Below are 15,943 nucleotides of genomic sequence, written 5' to 3'. Positions count from 1 at the left end.
GAACCCTTGGTCGTGTACTCGCGCTGCACGTGGGCAGTGCACATGCGGATACCGGTCTCCGTCCGCACCGTGGCCAGCACCTGTTGGCGGTTGGGGGCGCGGCGCACCACCGCTGTTGCGAAGGCGGACGGGGCGGCAGCGTTCCAGTCCTGGGCTGTTCTACCGGCAGCAGCCACAGCATGGACAGCCGCTCCAACGCCTCATCGCCGATCGTCTCGTCCGGCTGGACCTGCTCGGACAGCCGCAGCTTCCACGTGACCGCACCGGCAGCGGCACACCTGCCTCCTCATAGATGACCGGCCGGTGGCCTCGCGCGCTTCTAGGGTCGCGGGGGTGCCACCGGCCGGTGCAGATACAAAGGGCTGTCACACCATGGGGTCGGTGTCCCCACTACGCGTGCCGCCCTGCTGCTCGCTCTGCTCCGTGAGTCGGCGGGCCTTGTCCTTCAGCCGCTGACGCTCATCCGGGTCAGTGGCACGCTCCGCGGCCTGTTCCATCTCCCGCGCCTTCTGGCGCATCTGCTGGGCACGACCGCCGGACTCGCCTGCAACGCTCATGATCACTCCTTGGGTGACGGGGAAGAGCGGGCCCCACCAGCGAAACAGCGACCCCGCATCCGCGCATCTCGAACGCTCACCCACCGTCATCTGCACAGCCCCTGCCGGCCCATGAGGGCGCGAGAATCTTCCGGGCCGCGTCCGTCCACACAGTCGTCGCCGGCCCCGCAGCATTCGGCGCGTCCGTCTCGACTTCGACCGCTGCCGGGAACACGGCTTGCGGGCCGAAACCGTGTCGCCAACGGGCTGGGCGGAGGGCGCTGCGCGCCCGGCTTTTGGGTGTCGACGACGGCCCCGACGCCGGGCAGGAATCGGGGCCGCCAGCCCGTACGGGTCCCGCAGTCGACCAACGGGATATCTGCACGTGCAACCGGATAACGCGCCCGACCCCACAGAGGTCACGATTCTTCCCTCTTCTCACGGAGGCTGGTTGCTTCCGTCGTCCTGCACTGCGCGGCCCCGGGCGCCAGTGAGGAACGGTCCGCCCCGGTGGCCGCCACACCGTCACTTACATACTCACGGGCCAGCCCCACTTGAGACGGCCCAGGAGGCCAGGAAGTACACCGGCAGGCAGATCCCGACCAGCTGTGCGGCGCCGGTGACAGCGCTCAGGAGGAAGCGGTCTCCCAGGCGGGCGATGTCCTCGTACCAGCCGACCACCACGGCCATCAGCATCAGATAGCCGCCGATCGCGGTGCCCACGGTGTTCCGGACCAGTGCGGGCCAGCCCCGCCGGGCCGGTGCGGGAGCGAGCCGTCGTGCAGGCGCCCAGGACGTGGTCGGGCGGAGTCGGAGGAGGTGCAGGCCGAGGCCGAGATAGGCCATGACCAGGACATGGCCCGTCAGCATGACCGCAATGTTGAGATGTACCGGGAGCATGGCAGGCTCCTTGCGGTCAGGTGGGCTCTTGGAGCAGGAAGTGCCAGCCTCGTACGAAGGTGTGCCAGCCGAGCCACAGCCACAGCCACAGGGCGAACAGGGACCAGCGGCCTGCGGGGTAGCGCATGAGGGTGTTGGTTGCGTCGCTGAGGGTGGGGAAGCCGTCGTCGGGGCGCAGCAGACCGATGCCTTCCCAGGCGAAGATGGCGCCGAACAGCACTGCCCAGACGGGATAGCCGACCACCGGATGCTCTGCCACTGTGTCTGCGGCTCTGGTGGGGCATCGGTGGCTGTCACGTTGATGAGCGGTCACGGCAGGCTCGCCGCGCCGGACCCGGCCCGCGCATCAAGCCGCCGAAGAGCTGCCCTCCATGACGCGCCCTGACGAGGCCCACCCGGCGACGGGCTGCGGGCTGTCCCTGGCCGTCGCCGGGTTGCCGCATCGTCGACGGCCCGAGCCCAGGCCGCAGCTCGCGCCACGCCCTGCGCCCTGCGGCAGGGGCGGGAGGCGATTCCCGGCAGGGCAAGCGTTCGGCAGCGCGCCGGCCCGCGGAGGCCCCTGGGACACGGAAGCCGGCACCCCGGTGCAGGAGGTCGACGGTGCTCTCGGAGAAGACGCCGGACTGGACGGTCCAGATCCCGCCGCCCCCGTCGAGGCCATGAGTGCGCCCAGCAGGGAGCGGGCGCCCCGCCCGGCCGCGGGTATCGGGATGGACGTATCCCGGGTGGTGCACGACACGCGCCGGCCCGCGAGGGAGGGGAGAATGAGAGAACATCGCGGAGCGCTGAAGGCGGTGGGAACCATGGTGCTGCCGATGGTCGTGGGTGTCGATGGCTCGGAGCCCAGCCTCCATGCCGTCGACTGGGCCGTGGACGAGGCGGTCCGGCACGGGGTGCCGCTGAGGGTCGTCCACGCCTCGCTCTGGGAGCGGTACGAGGGTGCGGCCCTGGCGGACACACCCGATGTCGCCTCGGATGCGGTGACCGGACACGATCTCGCCGAGAGCGTCGTGGCGGGAGCGGCCCGGCGTGCCGGGCTGCGCGCCCCGATGCTGGAGATCAGCACGGGCGTGGTACCGGAGGATCCCGTGTCGGCTCTGCTGCGCGAGGCACTCCGCGCCAGTGCCGTCGTGACCGGTGTACGAGGCAGGGGACCGATCAGGGAACTCCTGCTGGGCTCGGTCAGTCTCTCCCTCGCCGCCCGTGCTCCCTGCCCGGTCGTCGTCGTACGCGGCCGGGCACAGAACAGACAAGCCGCCATCGGCCGTATCGTGCTGGGCGTCGGAACCGGTGCCACAGCGCCGACAACGGTCCGGTACGCCTTCCGGGAAGCCGCGGTGCGCGCGTGCGAGATCGAGGCCGTACGGGCCTGGCGTCGCCCGGCGCACCGCACTGCGCCGCATCCGCTGCCGGCCGGGGAGCCCGCCCACGCCGAGGAGGACGACGCCGCAGCTCTGCTCGACAAGGCATTGGACGCCGTCGCCCAGGAGTACCCCGGCGTAGTCGTACACCGCACGCTTGTTGAGGGCTCCGCACGCCACGCGCTGGTGGCCCGGTCCTCGGCGGGCGACCTCCTGATCATCGGCGCCCGCCGGCCCCGCGGCCTCCTCGGACCGCAGCTCGGCCTGGTCGGACACACAGTGCTGCACCACTCCGACTGCCCGGTGACAGTGGTTTCCCAACAGGAATGACATGGTCGACAGACTGCGGCCGACACCAGGCGCGCCTGAGTCACTCCACGCGCCTGAAGCCGGCCCTCGGCCTCGGCATCCAGGGATGATCCGGCAGGTGCGGGCAACGGTCAGGTCATGCGCGGCCGGGCAGTGAGGGTGAGATCCACAACAGTCGGCCGTCCGGATCGGTCACCACCTGCACGTTCACCCCATGTCGGTGGTGTTTGGCGGATACGCCCAAGCCGCCACCGCGTTCATCGACCCCGTGCTCAACTCAACAGCCGTCGGCAATCGGAACCCACACCACGCGGCCTCGGACCAGGCCGACGCTGGTTCAGCGTTGGGACGACCCTCCGCCGGCCGCGCACGGTTCAGCGCTGGCGGCCGAACGGCCACCGGCCCCGACGCGTACGGCCGCGTGGCGGCGCAGCGCTTCTGTCCCAACATTCCCGTCAGGTAGGGAAGTTGAGGGGCCAGCATGCGTCACCGCAGCAGGACGACGACATTCCTCTTGGGAATCACCGCACCGGTATGGCGCATATACGCCATACGGCGGGGTGGCGCAACACGGCGCTTTCGCTGGGAGTGACAAGAGGGCACATGCGCGCGGCGCGTGCACGGCAGACTTCGGGCCCACGGACCGCAGCCGCGGCCGTCCAGAGCCGCTCTGCCCGCAGCGCATGCCCGTCGCCCGCTACATCGAGGCGTCGCTCATGGCAGCCGGACATGACGCGTCGCTGCACCGTCAACCTTCACAAGGAGCAGGCGCACCCGCCTGACGTGCGCCGTTACAACGATGCTTGGCCGGGCTCAGGACCGGCACTGTCGAACCTGCCCGCGGCGCTATCCCGAGCCCACGCAAGATCACCACCTGGATCATGCTGCCCCGTGGCGCTCTGAAGCTCCGCGAGGAGGAACACTCCTCAATGTGCGGCTGACATGCCCCGACATCGCCCGGGCGTGCGACCTCGCCTGGCCCTTCCACGACCTGCTCCAACAACGGCGCGGCCACCAGCTGTTGACGCGGATATGCGAAGCCGAGCGCGACGCGCCGGCGCCCATCTTGTCCTTCGCGCAGGGCCTGTGCCTCGACCTCGATGCCGTCACCGCCGGCCTCAGCCTTCCATGGAGTTCGGGCATCGTCGAAGGCCATGTCAATCGCATCAAGACGATCAAGCGGGCCATGTACGGCCGAGCCTCATTCCGCCTCCTCCGCACCCGCATCCTGCCCCGATCATGAGCCCGGGATTCACGGAATCGCGGCCTGAACCAATTCCGCGACCGCTCACACGTGGAGTAAATCATCCGCGCATCGCTGATAATTCCGGCCCGGACCAGGTCTCGCACCCCGCTGGCCGTAGGCGTGCGCGGCGGCAGCGGGCGGAAGTTGGCGCGCGGACGTCCTCGTTCGCGAGACCCAGCGAGAAGGAGGCCGCGCCCAGAGTAAGACGTCGTCTTCTTTGGTGCTGATGGGACGGATCGAGGGGTCGTAGGAAGGGGTACCACGAGGCGCTGGCAGCGGTCAGCTGGCGGACGGCTGGCCTGTCAGCAGCGGAACCGGGCAGCAGCACTGCATGAAGCCCCAACCGCGTTTCACGTTGGCCGCGACCACTCTTGATGCACCGAACCCCCTTGAGCTGGCGCAGTTCTATCAGGGCCTGCTCGGGTGGCTGGTGCGGAAGGAGGAACCGGGCTGGGTTGAGATCGCAGCGCCCGACGACAGTGCCGGACTATCGTTCCAGACGGAGCCGCTCTTCACACGTCCGCAGTGGCCTTCCACACGGTCAGAGCAGCAGATGATGATGCATCTGGACATCGAGGTGGACGATCTGTCAGCAGCCGTCGAGCATGCTCTTGCTCTGGGGGCAACCGTGGCGGACTTCCAACCTCAGGCCGACGTGCGGGTCCTGTGCGATCCCGCGGGCCACCCGTTCTGCCTCTTCGTGCGCACCGGCCCGAGCGCCTGACAGGCTGGTTCAGGTAGTGAGTCCCCGGCATCTGATGAGAGCCGCGACGATGGCGAGGAGGTGCTCGGCCTTGCGCTCGTAGCCGCGGTGCAGGCGACGGCATCCGGCCAGCCAGGACACGGTGCGTTCGACCACCCGACGGTGCTGGCCGAGCCTCCGGGAGGACTCGATGCCCTTGCGGCGATGCGGTGGCGGATACCTCTCTTGCTCAGCCATCGACGCAGGCGGTCGTAGGCATAGCCCTTGTCGGCGTGGAGCTTGGCCGGTCGCCGCTGGCGCGGTCCGCGCCGGGAGCGGATCGGCAGGATCCCGCTCACCAGTGGCTTCAGGCCGAGACTGTCGTGCATGTTGGCGCCGGAGATGCCCAGCGACAGGGGCAGACCGTTCCGGTCCGTGGTGAGGTGGATTTCGATCCGTTCTTGTCGCGGTCGGTCGGATTCGGTCCGGTCAGTGGCCCCCTTTTTGCGGCCCTGAGGCTGCCAGAGTGAGGTTCCCCCGGGATGCGGAGGAAGTTGACAGCAGGTCAGATGGGACTCATGAGAGGACCTGTGACCATGGCTGCACCCCGGAAATACTCGCTCGAGTTGCGTGAGCGTGCGGTACGTATGTATCGCACCGCTGAGCCGAAGCCCCAGATCAAGAAGCTGGCCGTCGACCTCGGCGTGCACCCGGAGGCCCTGCGTGGCTGGATCCGCCAGGCCGAGGCGGACGCCGGCGAGCGCGACGACCGTCTCACCAGCGACGAACGCGCCGAACTCACGGCCCTGCGCAAGGAGAACACCCAGCTCAAGCGGGCCAACGACGTCCTGCGGACGGCCTCGGCGTTTTTCGCGGCGCAACTCGACCCGACCCGGCCCAGGTGACGGCGCTCGTCGACGAGCATCCCCGCCTGGGAGTCGAGTGCGTACTTCGGGAACTCCACATCCCCTCCTCCACCTACTACCGCTGGCGCCGCGCGGAGAAGGAGCCCTGCGAACGGCGGCGTCGCGACGTCGAGCTGACCGAGCGGATCAAGGAGATCCACGCCGACTCCACCGGCGTCTACGGCTCTCCGCGCGTGCACGCCGTGCTGAAACGCGAGGGCACCCCGGTGGGCCGCAAACGGGTCGAGCGCCTGATGCGTGAGGCCGACCTCGCGGGTGTGAGCCCGCGGCGGAAGGGCTTCACGCGCCGGGATCCGAAGGCCACCCTGGCCCCGGACCTGGTCAACAGAGACTTCACCGCACCGGCGCCGAACCGGTTGTGGGTCACCGACCTCACGATGATCTCCACCGGCGAGGGGCCGTTGTGGCTGTCCGCGATCCGCGACGCGTTCTCCCGCCGGGTCGTCGCGTGGGAGACCTCCGCCCGCGCGGACGCCGACCTGGTCCTGACCACGCTGGAGTACGCGCTCGCGTCCCGCGAGGTCGAGCCGGGCAAGCTCATTCACCACGCCGACCACGGCTGTCAATATACGTCCATCAAGCTCACAACTCGGCTCATGCGGGCGGGAGTTGAGGCGTCCATGGGTTCGGTCGGGGACTCGTACGACAACGCGCTCGCGGAGAACCTCTGGATGCTCATCAAAACCGAGGGCCTCCGCGGCCGCACCTTCACCACGAGGGCCGAGGTGAATCTCGCGCTCTTCGAGTACGTCGACGGCTTCTATAACTCCCGCCGCATCCAGGAACGGCTCGGCTTCCTCAGCCCGATCGAGTTCGAGGAGAAGTACTACGCCGAGCAGGCGACGGCCGAACCAACGAATCTGAACACCCGTCACCCCCTGCTGACGAGCTGATCAGCGGCTCCCGCATGACGGGGGAACCTCAGAGTCGATTGCACACCGCGACCAGTCCAGCTCACCGCGGGCGCCAGGCTCGTCCAGGAGGACGCGGTGAAGCCGGGCCCACACCCGGTACCGGCTCCACTGGGCGAAGCGGCGGTAGACCGTCGGCCAGGCCCGGCCGAACACCGGGGCCAGCTGCCGCCAGGTACACCCGGAGGTGGCTACGAAGATGATCGCAGCAGGCATTTTCGGTCACCGGCCCGCCGCCGTCGACCACCACCCCGTGGACGTACGACCTCCCTGGGCGGAACCACACGCCAGAACAGTGTCCATAATTCATCCGACACAACTGCTCAACCAGATCCGTCATACACAGATCAACTAGCGATCACGCCAAGGAAGCGATGTCTAAAGCGTTACGCGATCAGGGCTACCACCATGGCGATCGCTATCGGCGCCACCACCGCCATGATCAGGACGAGTGGCATCGGCCCCCATCCCTTGCGCAGTTCGGGCGGTGTCAACGGTCATTGAGATGCCCAGGTAGGTGGCCGTTGGAGGCCCAGGCTGGTGGCCATCAGAAACCCAGGCGTGTGGCCGGTGGTGTTCCCGGGGTGGGGGTCAGTTCAAGGGGACCACTCCCTTCCCGGCGAGGGCCTCGGCGAGGCGATGCGAGTCACCGGTGGTGGTCACGAGGTGAGCGTGATGCATGAGGCGATCGGTGCTCGCGCCTGCGAGGGTCTTCGGCATGATCGTGTCGAAGCCCGAGGGGTGGATGTTGCTGGTGACCGCGATGGACCGGCGCTCGTAGGCGGCATCGATGATCCGGTAGAACGCCTCGGCGGCGTCCTCGCCGACGGGCAGCAGGCCGATGTCGTCGATGACGATGAGGTCCGCGCGGCAGATCCGGGCGACGGTCCGTGCGGTGGACCCGTCGACCTTCGACTTGCCGATCGCGGCGCTCAGCGTCTCCAGGGTGAACCAGGACACCCGCATGTCCTTCTCGATCGCGGCCTGGGCGAGTCCCTCGGTGAAATGACTTTTCCCTGTGCCGCTCGGGCCGGCGATCACCAGGTTCTCGGCGCGGCCGATCCATTCCAGGGTGGTCAGGGAGTTCTGGGTGGGCTCGGGGATGGTGGAGTCCTCGGCCCGCCAGGAGCCCAGAGTCTTGCCGGTGGGGAAGTTCGCCGAGTGGCGCCGCAGACGCCGGGTGGCCGCATCGCGGCCGGTGACCTCCTCGGCTATCAGCAGCCGCAGAACCTCGGCGGGGTCCCATCGCTGGGCTCGGGCGGTGGCCAGAACGTCGGGAGCCGCCTTGCGCATATAGGGCAGGCGCATGCGGCGCATGAGCTTGTCGAGTTCCTCGGGGATCGCGGGCGGGTTGGGGAAACTCATGGAGGTGCCGTTCTCTTTGGTGACGTTCAGTCAGGATCGTGTGGTGGGCGGCGTGTTGGGTCAGCGGCCCAGGGCTTGCCAGCCACTGGTTCCGTTCTGGACGGAGTGGGATTCGTCCGCGCGGACGACCTCGCCGGCGGGCTTGCTGTCGGCGATGTGTCCCAGGATCGAGAGCAGGTCGCCGTCGGCGAAGCGCCCGGCCGTGGCCGCAAGTCCGAGGGCCTGGTCGACCCGGTCGTTGCCCAGGACGGTGGCCAGCTCGACCGCGCGGGCCATCTTGGCGCGGATGCGGGTGGCGCCGGCGGGTCCGGCCTCCTTGAGCCAGCGCCCGGCTCCGGGGCCGATGCCCACGAACGCGATCTCCGCTTCCGAGCGGGGCCGCAGCCTCGGCTGGTGGATGCTGCGGCCGTCCGGGTGGTCGGGGTAGTGCTCGTCGATGATCTGCGGAACACCCGGGGTGGACAGCTCGTGGCGCCAAATCTCCGACAGATCACCGGAGTTGGTGCGGGCGGTGATGGACAGTTCCTCGCCGACCACCCGGCACCACACCCTCGAGCCGGTATAGCCCGGCGGGGTCGAGTAGCGCACCGCGTTGAAGCTGATCGTGCGGTCCGAGCCGACCAGCCTCTCCTCGCCCAGCGCGAGCGCGAGCGGCTCGATGGGCAGGACATGCAGGGTGGTGCGTTCGATGTCCAGACGGTCCGCGGGTATCTGCCCGGTCGCCCGGTGACGGCGCGAGTTCACCGCATCGCACCAGGTCAGGCAGGCATCGGCGAGCTCGGCGAAGGTGTCGTAGGCGGCCAGCAGGTTCGCATCTGTGGGCACCAGGTCGGCCTTCGCGATACGGACCGTGGCCTCCGCACCGCCCTTCGATTCGGGGTCGTAGGGCACGCAACTGACCACCTGGCAGCCGTAATGCCGGCCCGCGGCGACCATCTGCGGATGCCGCACCGGGATCCCGGCGATGTGCTCGACGGTCACCGTCTTCGCATTGTCGGTCAGCACATACGTCGGCGCCCCGCCGATCCGCCTGAGCGTGGTGTCCAGGCAGGCCACCAAAGTGCCCAACGTGCAGTCCCAGACCGGGATCACCACCCGAAACCGCGACCAGGACAGCCACGCGCAGAACAGCCAGGTCCGACGCCCCGCGATCCGCGGACCCTCGCCCCAGTCGAACTGCAGCCACCGGCCCGGCTCGGGAATCCACGGCCGGTACGTTCGGCGCTTGCCCGCCTTCCACGCCAGTTTTGCCGCGTTCACCGCCCGTCTCGTCGAGCGCGCGCTGCCCCGGTAGCCCATCTTCACGAGCTTCTCGTGGACCACATCGGCGCGGATCGTCGCCTTCCACTGCTCGACCCACTCCTCGACCTTCTCCAGGAACGCGTCGATCATCTTCGGCCGCGGCTCTCGCTCATAGGGATTGCGCCCGCCGTTGCGGGCCTCGACATACCGCTTGACCGTCTTCGGGTCGTGCCCCGTCAAGGTCGCCGCCGACCAGACCGTCCCGGTCAGGTCGTACGCCTCAAGGATTTCCATAATCTCCGTGTCAGACTTCGTCACAGGACCTCTCCGGCCGGTAGCTGATGCGCGCAAACACCAGCAAACGGTCGGAGGGGTCTCCTCCAGTTAAGGAAGTGATCAGGAACACCACTGGTCAGACGGCCATCCACCTGGAATTCCGGTGGCCATCAGCCTGGACTCGGCTGGCCGCACATCTGGACTTTGCCACGGCCGCCGTCAGGCGGCTCCAGATGCGAGATGCCGTGAGTGCCCCCTTTGGCGGGTGGTATCTCACCAGGGGGGACACCGCCGCCCGGTTCGATTCCCGGGGTTCGCCTCGGGTCGGGATCAGGGGTAGTCATGGCGCACGCTCCCTTCGGGAAGCTCAGCAATCAGTCACTGAGCGTTTTCAGCGTTGCCGCTCCAGAGTGAGGATCGCGGCGGCGATTGACGTCATTCGGTTCGGGCTGTATCGGGCTTTGCGGAAGATCCGCCAGGACTTCAGTCGTGCGACGCCGCGCTCGACCGGTGCCCGTGCCGCGGACAGCGCGCGGTTGACGGTTTGCTGGGTTGGCGTGAGGTCGCGGCCGGGTGGGCGTCTGCGTGGTGTGGTCACCCATGGGCCGGCTCCGATGTAGGCGCGGTCGGCGAGGACTGGGATGCCTTGGCGTTCGCAGATTCGGATGATTCGGTGGGTGCGGGCCGCGGTCAGGTCGTGGGTCCGGCCGGGCAGTGCGGGCGAGATCCACAGCAGTCGTCCTGCTGGATCGGTTACCACCTGGACGTTCACGCCGTGGCGTCGGTGTTTTTGTGAGTAGTCGGCCCGGCTGTCGCCGACCCGGTCGCACTCTGCGAGGGTGCCGTCGAGCAGGACGTAGTCGGGGTCGGCTTCGCGCAGGGTCCGCAGGAGCCCGGGTGCCCGGTCGGCGAGCAGGTCGATGACGGTTGCCGTGTAGGCGTGGGCGGTGCCGACGGAAATGCCGAAGCCGGCCGCGAGTTGGGCGAGGGTGTCGTGCTTGCGTAGGTACACCAGGCCGACGAGGGCACGCTGGTGCGGTGGGAGCTTGCAGCGGCGGTCACCCTCGCGGGTGACGATGAGCATGGTGACCCACTCGACCAGGGCATGAGGCAGGTCGAGTGCGGCAGGATAGGGAACCAACAAGGCTCCTGTGCCAATGAGTTGAGACGTCGAACACCTCTCTCAACGGCATAGGAGCCTTGTCCGTTGCGGACGCCGACATCGTCACCCGATCAGTGGCCACGCTGAAAGAGCTCACTGGTTCCAGAGGAGCAGTCCGATCGAGTCGACCGCCCTTCTTGGGACGAGGCACCTTTACTTGTTGGGCCTCGCGGCGCTGATGTCACCGAGAGCCGACTCGGGGTCGCGCTCGATGGCCAGGTCACCGATGGAGACGATGCCCACCGTGTGCTGCCCTTCGTCGACGACCGGGACACGGCGGACAGAGTGCTCGCGCATCACCTCCACCGCACGGGCCAGGTCGTCGGCGAGCCCCACTGTGACCAGGTCATCGCTGCACGCCTCGGCCACAGACATCTGGTCCGGATCGCCGCCCTCGGCCAGGGCGCGCACCACCAGGTCACGGTCACTGACCAGTCCGCGCAGCTGCTCGCCCTCAGCGACCAGAACTGCACCGATGTTCTTGTCTCGCATCATCCGGGCCACGACCGTCACCGAGGTCTGCGGTTCGACGGTCTCCGGGGCACGCGTCATGACGTCGCTGACATGCTGAGTCACGAAAGCATCCCTCCGTGGGGTGGGCGGCCCTTTATCCGCCTCGTGGCCTCCCGAGTACCCGTGGACGACCAGTCCTCACGCCGTCACCAGCGGCGGGTGAAAGACGATCCAAATCCGTGATTGTTCCAGTACCAAGGGTGGCTCTTCGAAGGGAGCGTTGGGTGCGTCTTCACCACAGACGCCCCACCGAGCCGGGGTACTGCCATCGACGTCACGGCTGCGGCGCCCGTCACATCGATACCGGAGCACTGCCGCTGCCCTATCGCGTAGTAGCTGGACCGGATGCGGGGCTGCCCCTTCTGCCGGGCGCCGCCAGTACGTCCGCCCCCGGCAGTTCGGTGCTGGCGCTGCCGCGGCGCCGGAACGGCGGTGACCGGCTGCTGGCCGCCTGGAAACGTGCGCGCCCGGCATGACGTCAGCGGCCAAAACTAACTAAGCTGTCTCCCCGATCTTCGCAGAATCGCGGCAGCCACGTCTGCGGAGGCCCCGCCGCTCATACGTCAGCCTCGCGGCCCTCTTCGACAACACTTCAGCCGCTGCCCTCGCGGCCACCCCGGACGCAACGGCTCTCAGGCCGCGCCGACCACCGACACCGGGCACCACCCCAGCCGCCGCCCACCAGCTTGTTTACTCGGCCGCCTCGTCCAGCGAGGACCTGCCAAGGGCGCGGTCCTCCATGTCGCCGATTGTCGATTGCGCCTATCAAGCAGCGTGTCTGCTTCTCAGCCTTCCACACCTGTGGCGTCGTGGGCCGCGCCCACCGGCTTCGACTCCGGGGACCCGCGTTGTCGCAGGTAGATCGAGAGGACGGCCATCGAGGCGACGGCCAGGAGTTCGGACTGCCAGTTCTGAAGCGTGCGGTTCCAGAAATCCGCCGCGCCCAGGTAGTCGGCCCAGCTCAGCGGCGCCTGCAGCTGCCGTAGCCGCTGTTCGTTGTAGGCGGCCGTGCCGGCGATCGACTGGACCAGCCAGGACAGCAGGAAGACCGTCCCCATCACCAGCAGCAGCGAGTGCGAGTACACCGCACGCCGCCATCCGCCGGCCCTGGCCCACCTGGGCGAGCCCTCCTGGGCGTACTCGCCGACCAGCTGCGCCTCGTCCGACTCGGTGCCGCCCTTGTGCAACTCCTTGGACTCCGGGGAACCGCGTTGCAACAGCCAGACAGTCGCCCCGACGTACAGGAAGAACTGCAGGTACTCCGACTGCCAGTTCTCCGACACGTCGACGGCGAAGTCGGAGGAGGTGATGTATTCGCCGAAAGACACCTGCTGGAGCTGGTCTGCGGCCATCTGGTTGTTGAAGTCGACGTGCCCGGCGATCGCTTGCCCGACCAGGGCCAGCAGGAACGCGACGGTGAAGAACAGGCCGAGCCCGTTGTCTCGCACGAAGCCCCGCAAACCCCCGCGCCTCGGCGATGTGGCCCCGGCCGAGTGCTCGGTCAACTGTTCATCAACCCCAGGGCCGGGCCGGGGCCACCAGATAGACGAGACCGACCGTGATGATCCCGACGACCACGGTAAACATGGTCCGCACGACTCACCCGCCCTTGATCCGGCACTGGTACGGCTCCTGCGGCCGCGGCTCGCAGCCTGCGGCCACGACCTTCCAGCCGGTGGAGAAATGAGAGAGAAACAGGGTGTCGGCGGAGAGCACCGCCCGTGCCTGGTTGCCGTACACATCCGCGTTCCGCAGGGCACCGCCCGGCCGCAGAGACTCCTCACGCAGCGCCTTCGCGCACGGGCTGCTGGCCGACTGCTCCAGCTCTTCCACGGTCGCGGGCGCGAGAACGGAGCACGCACGGCTGTACGCACCTTCGCTCAACGCCGCCTGGAACGCTGCCGTCGTGTCGCGTACGTCGTCCTGCCGTTCTGCCGCCGTGCCGCAGCCACCGACGGTGCCGACGGCCAGCAGGACGCACACCGCCACGCCGCACGTTCGCCCGCCCATCCGTCCACCTCCACCTCCACCTCCACCTCCACCTGGCAGTACACAGCAACGAACCGCACTCGAGCGGCCACCGCGCATGATGTTGGAGCCCGCTGTCGGATTCGAAGCGACGGCCTACGCGGCAGTGCGCACTCAGGAGATCCGGGAGATGCGGACCACCGCCCGGTTCCCCTCGGCGTAGACGGTGCCGAGGCTGATCCCGCCATTGATCTCGATCCCGCCATAGGCGGTCGTGGTCACGCCCGAGGAAAGCAACAAGGTGGGGCCGTTGCGGGTAACACCCACCACTGTCAACGAGTCAACCCTGGGCTTGGTCTTGACCTGGCTGCCGAACCGGATCACATCCCCGGTCTTGATCTCGACCTCGCACGCGCCATCGTTGCAGGCATCGAGATTTGCACCGTCCGCCGCCTTCGCGCGCGCAGAACTCGTCGCGGACAGTGAGGGTGATGGAGAGGGAGAGGGAGAGTTTGACGCCGTCGTCCTGGCGTGCGAGGGAGGCGTCGCGCGCTTCGTCGCCGCGGACGCGTCCGGCCCATCGCCCCCGCATCCCGTGAGCAGCAGCGCAGCAGCCGACAGTGGCGCCACGAGGGTCACACCATGTCGTGCCAATAGCTTCCAGTTCATCGTCTCTCCCGCAAGGCGGCGGCCCAGGGAACTTCCCTGGCGGCCGACCCAACTTGGCACGGGACCCCCGGGACGGGTCCCGAACTGCCGTCACGCAGGCGTAGGCCCGTCCTGCCGTGGCGTCCTGATCGCGGGCGCGGGGCTGACGGGTGGAGGGGGGCGGCAGCGCGTAGCGCCACCGTTCTGAGGCGGCCGATGAACCGTGTCCAGATCCCGTTCCCGGCCGGCTTCGGGCCGTTCTCCCCAGGTTTTCCACGCGTTCCGGGAGGGACACCCGGTCGAAACACAGCACCTCTATCTTGAGATGAACCGATCGGTTCAACGTTGAGGAGTCAAGGATGGACGTCAGCTCCGCAAGCTTCGTGCCACGCCGGGTGTCCAGTGCCGAAGAGGCCCGTGAAGTGCTCGCCGCCGAGGGCGCGGTCATCGTGACCGGCCTCACCGACGAGCGGTCCGCCGTCGCGTACGGCCGTGAGGTCATGGGCGACAAGGCGATCCGCATCGGTACACAGTTCGAGGCCACCAAGGCGCACGGTGAGCGCGAGGCGGCACAAGTGGCCGCGCAGCCGGCCGACTCCCGTGGCCGCAAGCGCAGTTTCGCTCCGACCGAGGAGCGCATGGTCGCCCACAACGACGGCTTCGCGTTCGGCGACTACGCCCCCGACCACCTGTTCCTGTGGTGCGAGCGGCCTGCGGCCCTGGGCGGTGACTCCTTCCTCGTGGACACCTCCCGGCTGCTCGACCTTCTCGCCGCCGACCCGGCGTGGGCGGCCGTGGCGGAGTTCTGTCGCACCACCGACATCGACCACTCCGAGCCCAACTACCCGCAGGACACGTACGCGCCGATCGCCCGAACCGTGTCCTCCGGGCGCTTCCAGGGCCGCTACCACCCGTATCTCGCGCCGGTCGAGGGCCCTTCGGAGGACGAGCACATGGCCTTCCTGCGCAAGTGGGAGGAGGCCGTGGTCGCGGCACGGGACACCGGACCGATGTTCCGGGTCGAGGCCGGCGAGATGATCTGCCTCGACAACTACCGTGTCCTGCACGGCCGGGACGGGCACAGCGATCCCGGGCGCCGCGTCTGCTCGATCTGGGGCTGGTCCACGGACGCGGTCGCGATCCCTGACGGCCCGCTCGACATCGTGGTACCGAAGATACCCAAAACGCCGAAGCTGCCTCTGAGCGCGTAACGCCCGCTGAACGAGGGGTGGCCGACCGCCGCGCCGCTCGGCGTCAGCCGAGCGAACGGCTGCACGCGGCAGCCCCGGCTCTGGCGGCGAAGGAGGCGACCGCCGCCGCGTTCACGCGCAGGGTCGCCGTGCGGTCCCCGGCGGTGAGCAGGTCCAGCTGGAGTCCACGCCAGAGCGAGACCAGCTCGCGCGCCAGGTCGTCGGCCTCGTCGGCCGGTACGCCCTCGGCGCTCAGCGCGGTCGCGACGCGGCCCCGCCAGGTGGTGGCGACGGCGTCGAGGAAGGCGTCGAAGCGTCCTCGCTGATAGCCGGCGAGGCCCAGCACTTCGAAGAAGACGCGGTGGAAGGGGAGGTTCTCGTCCGCGGAGAGCAGCTCCCAGGCCGCCTCCAGGCGGGTGCGCAGCGGCTGGTCGCGGTCGTCGAGCAGTTCGAAGATCCGTTCCAGGAGCGGGAAGCGGCCGCCCGCCTCGGTGAGAGCCGCCGCGATCAGCTCCTCCTTCGACCCGAAGTAGTACAGCAGCATGCGGTTGTTGCTGCCGACGGCCTTGCCGATGCCGCGCAGCGACAGACCGGCGACACCGTGCGCCAGGATGTGGTCGGCGCTCAGACGCAGCAGCCGCGTGCGCTCGTTCTCCTCCGGGGGCTGGGACATGGTTCGCACTTTATCCGGGCGCGACCGAATGATCA

Annotated in this window: 18 protein-coding genes and 3 pseudogenes; 6 read left to right on the top strand and 15 right to left on the bottom strand. The window is 68.6% G+C overall.

Going from position 1 to position 15,943, the window contains the following annotated elements; genetic code table 11:
- Positions 1-365: 365 nt before the first annotated feature.
- The 3 genes from QF035_RS51105 to QF035_RS51095 form a co-directional block, all read right to left on the bottom strand.
- Positions 366-557 carry a DUF6381 family protein gene (locus QF035_RS51105; RefSeq protein WP_307529607.1) on the bottom strand — a complete coding sequence of 64 codons (192 nt, stop codon included), beginning with the start codon at positions 555-557 and terminating at the stop codon, positions 366-368.
- A 516-nt stretch (positions 558-1,073) separates the two neighbouring features.
- Complete coding sequence (locus QF035_RS51100) at positions 1,074-1,436, bottom strand: DUF6256 family protein (RefSeq protein WP_307529606.1); 363 nt, start codon at positions 1,434-1,436, stop codon at positions 1,074-1,076.
- 16 nt (positions 1,437-1,452) lie between these two features.
- Entirely contained in the window at positions 1,453-1,695 is a 243-nt protein-coding gene (locus QF035_RS51095; protein ID WP_307529605.1) for a DUF6186 family protein, read from the bottom strand.
- 505 nt (positions 1,696-2,200) lie between these two features.
- On the opposite strand from QF035_RS51095, the gene QF035_RS51090 reads away from it, so the two are divergent.
- Positions 2,201-3,127 carry a universal stress protein gene (locus QF035_RS51090; RefSeq protein WP_307529603.1) on the top strand — a complete coding sequence of 309 codons (927 nt, stop codon included), beginning with the start codon at positions 2,201-2,203 and terminating at the stop codon, positions 3,125-3,127.
- Between the two features lie 63 nt (positions 3,128-3,190).
- Here the strand turns inward: QF035_RS51090 and QF035_RS51085 are convergent.
- Positions 3,191-3,341: pseudogene (locus tag QF035_RS51085) on the bottom strand (transposase family protein); the annotation flags it as partial.
- Positions 3,342-3,905: 564 nt separating this feature from the next.
- Between QF035_RS51085 and QF035_RS51080 the strand changes: the two are divergent.
- On the top strand, positions 3,906-4,349 hold the full coding sequence (locus tag QF035_RS51080; RefSeq protein ID WP_307529601.1) for a transposase: 444 nt from the start codon (positions 3,906-3,908) through the stop codon (positions 4,347-4,349).
- Between the two features lie 334 nt (positions 4,350-4,683).
- Positions 4,684-5,076: a VOC family protein gene (locus tag QF035_RS51075; RefSeq protein ID WP_307529599.1), complete on the top strand. Its 393-nt coding sequence runs from the start codon at positions 4,684-4,686 to the stop codon at positions 5,074-5,076.
- A 9-nt stretch (positions 5,077-5,085) separates the two neighbouring features.
- On the opposite strand, the pseudogene QF035_RS51070 reads toward QF035_RS51075, so the two are convergent.
- A pseudogene (locus QF035_RS51070) lies at positions 5,086-5,560 on the bottom strand (IS5 family transposase); the annotation flags it as partial.
- A gap of 70 nt (positions 5,561-5,630) precedes the next feature.
- On the opposite strand from QF035_RS51070, the gene QF035_RS51065 reads away from it, so the two are divergent.
- Positions 5,631-5,939 carry a transposase gene (locus QF035_RS51065; protein ID WP_307529597.1) on the top strand — a complete coding sequence of 103 codons (309 nt, stop codon included), beginning with the start codon at positions 5,631-5,633 and terminating at the stop codon, positions 5,937-5,939.
- Positions 5,936-6,853 carry an IS3 family transposase gene (locus QF035_RS51060; RefSeq protein ID WP_307529595.1) on the top strand — a complete coding sequence of 306 codons (918 nt, stop codon included), beginning with the start codon at positions 5,936-5,938 and terminating at the stop codon, positions 6,851-6,853. Before QF035_RS51065 ends, QF035_RS51060 begins: the two co-directional genes overlap by 4 nt.
- Before the next feature lie 30 nt (positions 6,854-6,883).
- On the opposite strand, the pseudogene QF035_RS51055 reads toward QF035_RS51060, so the two are convergent.
- From QF035_RS51055 to QF035_RS51015, 9 genes and pseudogenes are all read right to left on the bottom strand, one after another.
- A pseudogene (locus QF035_RS51055) lies at positions 6,884-7,188 on the bottom strand (transposase); the annotation flags it as partial.
- A 274-nt stretch (positions 7,189-7,462) separates the two neighbouring features.
- Positions 7,463-8,236, bottom strand: a complete 774-nt coding sequence (gene istB, locus QF035_RS51050; RefSeq protein ID WP_093774766.1) for an IS21-like element helper ATPase IstB — start codon at positions 8,234-8,236, stop codon at positions 7,463-7,465.
- Between the two features lie 60 nt (positions 8,237-8,296).
- Positions 8,297-9,772 (bottom strand): IS21 family transposase, encoded by a 1,476-nt coding sequence (gene istA, locus QF035_RS51045; RefSeq protein ID WP_373467034.1) that lies wholly within the window; start codon positions 9,770-9,772, stop codon positions 8,297-8,299.
- A 152-nt stretch (positions 9,773-9,924) separates the two neighbouring features.
- Positions 9,925-10,098 (bottom strand): DUF6480 family protein, encoded by a 174-nt coding sequence (locus tag QF035_RS51040; RefSeq protein ID WP_307529590.1) that lies wholly within the window; start codon positions 10,096-10,098, stop codon positions 9,925-9,927.
- 47 nt (positions 10,099-10,145) lie between these two features.
- Positions 10,146-10,895, bottom strand: coding sequence for a transposase family protein (locus QF035_RS51035; protein WP_307529588.1), 750 nt, complete (start codon positions 10,893-10,895; stop codon positions 10,146-10,148).
- Positions 10,896-11,069: 174 nt separating this feature from the next.
- Positions 11,070-11,492: a CBS domain-containing protein gene (locus tag QF035_RS51030; protein WP_307529586.1), complete on the bottom strand. Its 423-nt coding sequence runs from the start codon at positions 11,490-11,492 to the stop codon at positions 11,070-11,072.
- A 722-nt stretch (positions 11,493-12,214) separates the two neighbouring features.
- Positions 12,215-12,877 carry a DUF6766 family protein gene (locus QF035_RS51025; RefSeq protein ID WP_307529584.1) on the bottom strand — a complete coding sequence of 221 codons (663 nt, stop codon included), beginning with the start codon at positions 12,875-12,877 and terminating at the stop codon, positions 12,215-12,217.
- 151 nt (positions 12,878-13,028) lie between these two features.
- Positions 13,029-13,439: a hypothetical protein gene (locus QF035_RS51020; RefSeq protein ID WP_307529582.1), complete on the bottom strand. Its 411-nt coding sequence runs from the start codon at positions 13,437-13,439 to the stop codon at positions 13,029-13,031.
- 132 nt (positions 13,440-13,571) lie between these two features.
- Entirely contained in the window at positions 13,572-14,066 is a 495-nt protein-coding gene (locus QF035_RS51015; RefSeq protein WP_307529580.1) for a hypothetical protein, read from the bottom strand.
- 338 nt (positions 14,067-14,404) lie between these two features.
- Between QF035_RS51015 and QF035_RS51010 the strand changes: the two genes are divergently transcribed.
- The gene (locus QF035_RS51010) at positions 14,405-15,256 is read left to right on the top strand and encodes a TauD/TfdA family dioxygenase (protein ID WP_307529578.1); all 852 of its coding nucleotides are present in this window, start codon (positions 14,405-14,407) and stop codon (positions 15,254-15,256) included.
- A gap of 43 nt (positions 15,257-15,299) precedes the next feature.
- On the opposite strand, the gene QF035_RS51005 is transcribed toward QF035_RS51010, so the two are convergent.
- Positions 15,300-15,908, bottom strand: coding sequence for a TetR/AcrR family transcriptional regulator (locus QF035_RS51005; protein WP_307529576.1), 609 nt, complete (start codon positions 15,906-15,908; stop codon positions 15,300-15,302).
- Positions 15,909-15,943 lie beyond the last annotated feature (35 nt).

The sequence above is a fragment of the Streptomyces umbrinus genome (assembly GCF_030817415.1).
GTDB lineage: Bacteria > Actinomycetota > Actinomycetes > Streptomycetales > Streptomycetaceae > Streptomyces > Streptomyces umbrinus_A.
This window is presented reverse-complemented; position numbering and strand designations above follow the sequence as displayed.

Bases quoted from the DNA above. Each gene is read 5' to 3' on its own strand.
- QF035_RS51105 (WP_307529607.1), bottom strand. From the start codon at position 557: ATGAGCGTTGCAGGCGAGTCCGGCGGTCGTGCCCAGCAGATGCGCCAG.
- QF035_RS51100 (WP_307529606.1), bottom strand. From the start codon at position 1,436: ATGCTCCCGGTACATCTCAACATTGCGGTCATGCTGACGGGCCATGTC.
- QF035_RS51090 (WP_307529603.1), top strand. From the start codon at position 2,201: ATGAGAGAACATCGCGGAGCGCTGAAGGCGGTGGGAACCATGGTGCTG.
- QF035_RS51080 (WP_307529601.1), top strand. From the start codon at position 3,906: ATGCTTGGCCGGGCTCAGGACCGGCACTGTCGAACCTGCCCGCGGCGC.
- QF035_RS51075 (WP_307529599.1), top strand. From the start codon at position 4,684: ATGAAGCCCCAACCGCGTTTCACGTTGGCCGCGACCACTCTTGATGCA.
- QF035_RS51065 (WP_307529597.1), top strand. From the start codon at position 5,631: ATGGCTGCACCCCGGAAATACTCGCTCGAGTTGCGTGAGCGTGCGGTA.
- istB (WP_093774766.1), bottom strand. From the start codon at position 8,236: ATGAGTTTCCCCAACCCGCCCGCGATCCCCGAGGAACTCGACAAGCTC.
- istA (WP_373467034.1), bottom strand. From the start codon at position 9,772: ATGGAAATCCTTGAGGCGTACGACCTGACCGGGACGGTCTGGTCGGCG.
- QF035_RS51040 (WP_307529590.1), bottom strand. From the start codon at position 10,098: ATGACTACCCCTGATCCCGACCCGAGGCGAACCCCGGGAATCGAACCG.
- QF035_RS51020 (WP_307529582.1), bottom strand. From the start codon at position 13,439: ATGGGCGGGCGAACGTGCGGCGTGGCGGTGTGCGTCCTGCTGGCCGTC.
- QF035_RS51015 (WP_307529580.1), bottom strand. From the start codon at position 14,066: ATGAACTGGAAGCTATTGGCACGACATGGTGTGACCCTCGTGGCGCCA.
- QF035_RS51010 (WP_307529578.1), top strand. From the start codon at position 14,405: ATGGACGTCAGCTCCGCAAGCTTCGTGCCACGCCGGGTGTCCAGTGCC.
- QF035_RS51005 (WP_307529576.1), bottom strand. From the start codon at position 15,908: ATGTCCCAGCCCCCGGAGGAGAACGAGCGCACGCGGCTGCTGCGTCTG.